At 42.3% G+C, this 6,246-nt stretch carries 8 protein-coding genes; 6 read left to right on the top strand and 2 right to left on the bottom strand.

Annotation, left to right across the window (positions count from 1 at the left end; all coding sequences use genetic code 11):
- The first annotated feature begins 92 nt into the window (after positions 1 to 92).
- Positions 93 to 485, top strand: a complete 393-nt coding sequence (locus tag B4K20_RS15275; protein ID WP_289283571.1) for a DUF2846 domain-containing protein — start codon at positions 93 to 95, stop codon at positions 483 to 485.
- 56 nt (positions 486 to 541) lie between these two features.
- Here the strand turns inward: B4K20_RS15275 and B4K20_RS15270 are convergent, their stop codons facing one another.
- Both B4K20_RS15270 and B4K20_RS15265 read right to left on the bottom strand, forming a co-directional pair.
- Positions 542 to 1,336 carry an SDR family NAD(P)-dependent oxidoreductase gene (locus tag B4K20_RS15270; RefSeq protein ID WP_289283570.1) on the bottom strand — a complete coding sequence of 265 codons (795 nt, stop codon included), beginning with the start codon at positions 1,334 to 1,336 and terminating at the stop codon, positions 542 to 544.
- Between the two features lie 195 nt (positions 1,337 to 1,531).
- Entirely contained in the window at positions 1,532 to 2,332 is an 801-nt protein-coding gene (locus tag B4K20_RS15265) for a response regulator (RefSeq protein WP_289283569.1), read from the bottom strand.
- Between the two features lie 182 nt (positions 2,333 to 2,514).
- Here B4K20_RS15265 and B4K20_RS15260 point away from each other — a divergent pair, with 182 nt between their 5' ends.
- The 5 genes from B4K20_RS15260 to B4K20_RS15240 form a co-directional block, all read left to right on the top strand.
- The gene (locus B4K20_RS15260) at positions 2,515 to 4,047 is read left to right on the top strand and encodes a bifunctional GNAT family N-acetyltransferase/carbon-nitrogen hydrolase family protein (protein ID WP_289283568.1); all 1,533 of its coding nucleotides are present in this window, start codon (positions 2,515 to 2,517) and stop codon (positions 4,045 to 4,047) included.
- Positions 4,044 to 4,430, top strand: a complete 387-nt coding sequence (locus tag B4K20_RS15255; RefSeq protein WP_289283567.1) for a YybH family protein — start codon at positions 4,044 to 4,046, stop codon at positions 4,428 to 4,430. The genes B4K20_RS15260 and B4K20_RS15255 overlap by 4 nt, the downstream gene beginning before the upstream one ends.
- Positions 4,431 to 4,461: 31 nt before the next feature.
- On the top strand, positions 4,462 to 5,049 hold the full coding sequence (locus B4K20_RS15250) for a hypothetical protein (protein WP_289283566.1): 588 nt from the start codon (positions 4,462 to 4,464) through the stop codon (positions 5,047 to 5,049).
- 11 nt (positions 5,050 to 5,060) lie between these two features.
- A complete protein-coding gene (locus B4K20_RS15245; protein WP_289283565.1) occupies positions 5,061 to 5,483 on the top strand; it encodes an MAPEG family protein in 423 nt (140 codons plus the stop codon).
- 120 nt (positions 5,484 to 5,603) lie between these two features.
- On the top strand, positions 5,604 to 6,246 hold a 643-nt coding region (locus B4K20_RS15240; protein ID WP_349678808.1), incomplete at its 3' end, for a GAF domain-containing protein.

Here is a 6,246-nt window from a genome sequence, read left to right as displayed (position 1 = left end):
AAATTTAAAAACAAGGAAAGTAGATGAAAAAAGTATAATTTGCTGCTGTTTTGGTAGCAGTAACATTCCTATCTGGTTGCGCTTCTGTTCCAATGGAAAGCAAAGAAAACAGCGAGCTGGCAAAACAATTCAAGTCTCCCTCAGAAGGTAATTCAGGCTTGTATGTTTATCGCTCAGGTAGCTTTGGTGACGCACTCAAAAAAGACGTCTGGGTTGATGGAGATTGCCTGGGTGAAACTGCTCCAGACATGTTCTTTTACAAAGAAGTAAAAGGTGATGAGCAGCATAAAATTGCTACCGAATCAGAGTTCTCACCTAACGACTTATTGTTGAATACCGAAACTGGCAAAAACTATTTCATTAGACAGTATATGAAAATAGGTGTTTTTGTGGGTGGTGCCGGTGTAGATCTTGTTGATGAAGAAAAAGGCAAAAAAGACATTAGCTCTTTAAACATGGCAAAAACTGGAACATGCAGTAAATAATCTTAAAAACCAATGAGAGATATTCTTTCTCTCATTGGCTTCACTATTAACCCGTTCTAAGGACAGGTATAACCACCATCTATCACCAAATCTGTGCCAGTCATAAATGAAGACTCATCAGACGCCAGAAAGATCGTACCGTAGGCAATTTCATGAGGTTTACCAAAGCGTTTCATCGGCACCATTGAGATAAGTGCGTCCCATTCTTCTTTTGGCACACTGCTTTCAAATAAATTGGTATCGAACATACCGGGACAAATGGCATTAATTCGAATATTGTCGCCGACAAATTCCAACGCCGCTGACTTGGTCATTAATCTGACAGCACCTTTCGTACTCTGATAAGCCGTGGAGACACCTGCTCCCGCAATGCCGTAGATAGATGAAAAGTTAACAATAGAACCACCGCCTGCGCGTTTCATGGCCGGCACGGCAGCTTTCATTCCTAATAAAACGCCGAGTTGGTTTATATTGACTATCTGGTAAAACTTTTCGACAGTATGCTCAAGTAAGCCTGCGTGATAATAAATGCCAGCATTATTGACCAATACATCCAGACGACCAAAATGCTTTTCGGTTTCTGCAACAGCATCTTCCCAGTCTTGTTCCTTGGTCACGTTGAGCGCTACGGCAATCGCTTCTCCCCCGCTCTGTTTGATTTCCTCAACCAGCTTAAGCGTTTTGTTCCACAGAGCATCGGCAGCTTGTCCATCGGCAATGATCGGATCCTGCTTTAAATTAGCTGCCACAATTTTGGCACCTTCTTTTGCCATCATCCGAACCTGCTCACTACCGAGTCCGCCGCCAGCCCCTGTTATTAAAATGACTTTATTGTCTAATCTGCCCGCCATGATTGTTTCCTCTACTCTTTTGAAAGAATGAAAAGCAATGAAATACCTTGCTTGTTAGAAACATCGTAGAAAGGATAAAAAAGTGCCGCAAGACGGCACTTTTCAGAAACTTAGTTACTTAAAAGTAACCTTTGCTAGGCAATATCGATGAGGAAAAAGTACTAACCCCAGACAGGGCAATAGCTAGAGCTGATCTCAGCTCTCATCAAGAACGCTGACTAATAATTGGCGAATCGCTTCAGGCTCAAACGGTTTATCACAGATAGCGGTCACACCTGCGGCTTTGACTTCACCTAAACGGGCAGCATCGTCATCGCTGGTGACCATGATGATAGGTAAAAATGCATTATTGAGCTCTTGACGGACATATTCGACTAACTGCTTGCCATCCATATTCGGCATATTCAGGTCGGTAAAAATCAAATCAAACTCATTATTTTTTATGACTTCTGCTGCCGCTGCACCGTCATTCGCTTTGGATATAATCACCATTCCTAGGTTTTTCAATACACGGGTAATATGGTTTCGGGCAGTCAGGCTATCATCAACCACCAGCACTTTTAGTTCCTGGATATCATAATTTTCCAGTTCCAGTCTGGCGGGTTCCATAAAGTCGATAGTGGTTGCCAGGGCTTTTTCTAAATCCTGGCTATTAAATGGCTTCGGTAGCATCGCCACAATACCAGCCTGACGCACATCATCCAGCTCTTCAAAACGTGTTTCGCTTGATACCAGCATGAAGTATGTGGTGGTTTCATTTTTAAACTTGCGAGCGAGGGCAATCAGCTTTGCAGCCTCCATATCAGCTAAATGCAAAGCACTGATAACTAAATCAGGCGGATATTGCATCATGATTTTTAATGCTTCCATCCCCGTTGCAACACCTTCAATGTTATACACACCTGCCTGCTGAAGATGGCTAACAATAATTTTGCGTTGAGTGGCAGAAGGCTCCACCAGCACAATAGATAAATCCGACAAACTCACTGAAGCCATATGTTCAACTCCGTTGTTTAAAGACTGGCTATGGCTAAAATATACCAAGAAGTGTCGTATCGTGCTCGATAGATGACTTATTCCTATAAGTTATCACTGACATTATCAAATTTTTTTCACACTGACTTTTATATTATCAGTCACTCACCTATGCTGTATGCGTCAACTGATAAAGGAATGTTATGCCTGAAGATCTGCACATCAAGATTCGTAATTTGGAAAAATCCGATTACCCTCAGCTCAAACTATTGATGGATAAAATTTACGATGATATTGGTGGCGCCTGGCCGGAACATACTATTTTCAAACTGATTGATGACCTACCTGAAGGTCAGATTTGTATCATTGATCATGACACTATCATTGGGGTCGCTCTGTCAGTACAGGTGAATTACCAACGCTTTAGTAACCCACATACCTATGATGATTTAATCAGCAAAAAAGAAACCATTCTGAATAATAAAAATGGTGATGCTCTGTATGGGCTAGATGTCTTGATTCATCCTGATTACCGGGGCTATCGTCTGGGAAGGCGTTTATACGAAGCGCGCAAAGAGCTATGCAGACAACATAATCTGAGAGCGATTCTGGCCGGTGGTCGTATTCCCAACTATCATCAGTATGCTGAAGAAATGACGCCCGCTGAGTATTTTGAAGCGGTTAAAAACAAACGTATTTATGACCCAATTCTGACCTTCCAGTTATCAAATGACTTTCAGGTCACGCGCCTATTAAAACAATATCTGCCTGAAGATGAAAAGTCTCAGGGTTACGCGACTTTGCTGGAATGGCGCAATATTTTTTATGAACCTGAAAGTACCGTTATTGAAACCCGTAAAACTCAGGTTCGCATTGGTGCTATCCAATGGCAGATGCGTGAAGTTGAGTCTGTTGAAGAATTGTTAAGTCAGGTCGAATATTTTATTGATGCCTTATCGAGTTATAAAAGCGACTTTGCCCTGTTCCCCGAGTTTTTCAATTCACCATTGATGGGACTCAGTCCAGATCAACGCAATCAGACCGAAGCGATTCGATTTTTAGCGAGTTTTACTGAGCGCTTTAAAACAGAAATGTCGCAAATGGCGGTCAGTTACAACATCAATGTGATTACAGGTTCCATGCCGTTATTAGAAGACGATGTGCTCTATAACGTCAGTTATCTCTGCCGTCGTGATGGCACGATTGAGAGACAAACTAAGGTCCATATCACGCCACATGAACGACGCGACTGGGTAATTGAAGGTGGCGACCAGTTACAGGTCTTTGAAACAGATGCCGGCCGTGTCGGCATATTGATATGTTATGACGTCGAATTTCCTGAGCTGGCTCGTTTGTTGGCACAGCAGGATATGGATATTCTTTTTGTGCCGTATTGGACTGATACCAAAAATGGTTATTTAAGGGTACGTCATTGTGCTCAGGCTCGCGCCATTGAGAATGAATGTTATGTGGTAATTTGTGGTAGTTGCGGTAACTTGCCACAAGTAGAAAACCTGGATGTCCAATATTCTCAGGCGGCCGTGTTCTCCCCTTCTGATTTCTCCTATCCACACGATGCCGTCATGGCAGAAACCACACCGAATACCGAAATGATCATGTTTTCAGATCTGGACTTGGATAAACTCAAGTTGACTCGAAGCGAAGGCTCGGTGAATAACCTAAAAGACAGACGGACTGAACTCTATACGCTCAATTGGAATGGGAAAAACAAATGACGGAACATCCCATCATCAGTCAGATCAAAGCAGCAGACCAAGCCATCATGGCGGAAGACTTTGATAGATTATTAGACATATACACTGGCGATGCGGTCTTAGTAGTACAACCCGGCATGAATGCGGTGGGCAAAGCTCAGATTCGTCAGGCATTTGAAAAAATTGCTGTTTACTTTCAGCATGGCTTACAGATCACACAGGAAGCGTTAGAGATTTTAGAAACTGGCGATACCGCCCTCGTATTGGCGAACACCATTATCTCTGCGCCTGATGCTGAACCGACCACAAGACAAGTCACATATGTATTTGTCAAAAACAGCGATGATATCTGGCGATGCGCCATTGATAATTCATACGGACATGCCATTCTTCAGAGCAAATAACAGCGTTTTATTTTATTAATACGAGGCTAAAATGGAATTAGAAACACAAACACCTCAAACCGTTATGGAAACGGATAGCAACCCTGCTGCAGGGGATCAAGCTTATTTTTCGGTATCCCCCACTAAGCTAAAGTGGCTTTATCTCGCCACATTCGGTTTATATGGTATCTACTGGTTTTATAAAAACTGGAAACTTCAGCAGCCTTATATCGATGGCAAAATCATGCCTGTCATGCGTGGCATATTCTCTATTTTTTTTGCTCATGCATTAACGAAACGCATCAAGCAAAGTATGTTACGTCAGGATATTCCCGAGAATAAACACCTGGGTTTTCTTGCAACCATGTTTGTTTTACTGGTCGTTCTTGGCAACCTGGCAAGCACCTTGGCTGATAACCAAGTCGTGCCGCCATATTTCAATATTATCTGGTTGATAATGTTCTACCTCAGTGCTTATCCGCTGATAGAGCTACAAGATAAAATCAATATGCTGAAAGACGATCCTATTGGCAGTATCAACTCACGCTATGACTGGAGAGGATACGGTGCCTTACTTATCGGTGGCGTGCTATGGCTGCTGGCTATACTTGGTGCGGTTGCCCTGATTGCCCAAAACTAAACGGAGACATCATGACATTAGAGAACATCTACCATTTAGCCTTTACCGGTTTATTTATCATTTTATTAACTCTGTTAATCCAGTGGTTTATAGCCAGTAAATCCAAAGCCTCTCAACCCGGTGCTGTGCCTGGGAAAATTGATGAGAACCTAAGTCACTCCTCTTTTGTTTTCCGTGCTCATCGAACCTTTATGAACTCACTTGAAAACCTGCCTTTGATGCTCGGGACGTCTTTTATGGCGATTCTTATCGGCGCTAATGCCCTATGGACAGGTATTTTTATTTGGGTATTTGCCATCGCCCGAATTTTTCATATGGCGTTATATTACAAAATTGCCACTGAAAAAAACCCAAGCCCAAGAACACTCTTTTTCATGATTGGTTTATTGGCAAACGTTGCATTGCTGGGCTTATGCGCGATAACGCTCATCTAGCCTAAGGCTATTGAGGCCCTTAAGTTAACCCTTGTTAAAACCTTGAGACTCGACAAAATATAAAATATTGGTAAATATGCAATGAAACGATAATTTCAAGCCCATACGTAGACGAGTTTTATGATAATGAGAGACACAATCCTCCAAGGCTTAGAAAGTGAAATAGCCTTGTCAGAAACGTCAGAAATTACTAGCAACCTCAGCTATATTTTGTCTGTTATCCGTAAACATCTGGACATGGACGTCGCGTTCATATCAGAAATTACTGATGATATGAGAAAAATCGAAATCGTTGATACTGCTTATCCTGATTCACCGCTCCCCCCTGGGCACGCCGATCCAACCGAACACACTTATTGCCAGAGAATTATTGAAGGTGAACTGAACGAAGTTATCCAAGACACATCAAAAAACCATATAACTAAAGTGATGCCTATTACTGAAGAGTTGCAAATTGGTAGCTACCTAGGCGCCCCTATTGTGCTGAATGATGGTGAGGTTTACGGCACGTTTTGCTGCTTCAGCCATACACCAAACGATAGTCTGAATGAACGAGATCTGGCGCTGATGAAAATATTTGCTGATATCGCTGCACGCCATATTGACAAGCAATTGCACAAGAACCAAGAAGACAACCAAATAAAAAAACGCATCACCGAAGTATTAAATAATCATGAGGTAAAAACCGTCTTCCAGCCTGTATTTCATGTGGACCAACAAAAAGTCATCGGCTATGAATGTTTATCGCGTTTTACCAGTACAC

Source organism: Methylophaga sp. UBA5088, from assembly GCF_002414625.1.
Classification (GTDB): domain Bacteria; phylum Pseudomonadota; class Gammaproteobacteria; order Nitrosococcales; family Methylophagaceae; genus Methylophaga; species Methylophaga marina.
This window is presented reverse-complemented; position numbering and strand designations above follow the sequence as displayed.

Bases quoted from the DNA above. Each gene is read 5' to 3' on its own strand.
- B4K20_RS15255 (WP_289283567.1), top strand. From the start codon at position 4,044: ATGACGGAACATCCCATCATCAGTCAGATCAAAGCAGCAGACCAAGCC.
- B4K20_RS15245 (WP_289283565.1), top strand. From the start codon at position 5,061: ATGACATTAGAGAACATCTACCATTTAGCCTTTACCGGTTTATTTATC.
- B4K20_RS15270 (WP_289283570.1), bottom strand. From the start codon at position 1,336: ATGGCGGGCAGATTAGACAATAAAGTCATTTTAATAACAGGGGCTGGC.
- B4K20_RS15260 (WP_289283568.1), top strand. From the start codon at position 2,515: ATGCCTGAAGATCTGCACATCAAGATTCGTAATTTGGAAAAATCCGAT.
- B4K20_RS15250 (WP_289283566.1), top strand. From the start codon at position 4,462: ATGGAATTAGAAACACAAACACCTCAAACCGTTATGGAAACGGATAGC.
- B4K20_RS15265 (WP_289283569.1), bottom strand. From the start codon at position 2,332: ATGGCTTCAGTGAGTTTGTCGGATTTATCTATTGTGCTGGTGGAGCCT.
- B4K20_RS15275 (WP_289283571.1), top strand. From the start codon at position 93: ATGGAAAGCAAAGAAAACAGCGAGCTGGCAAAACAATTCAAGTCTCCC.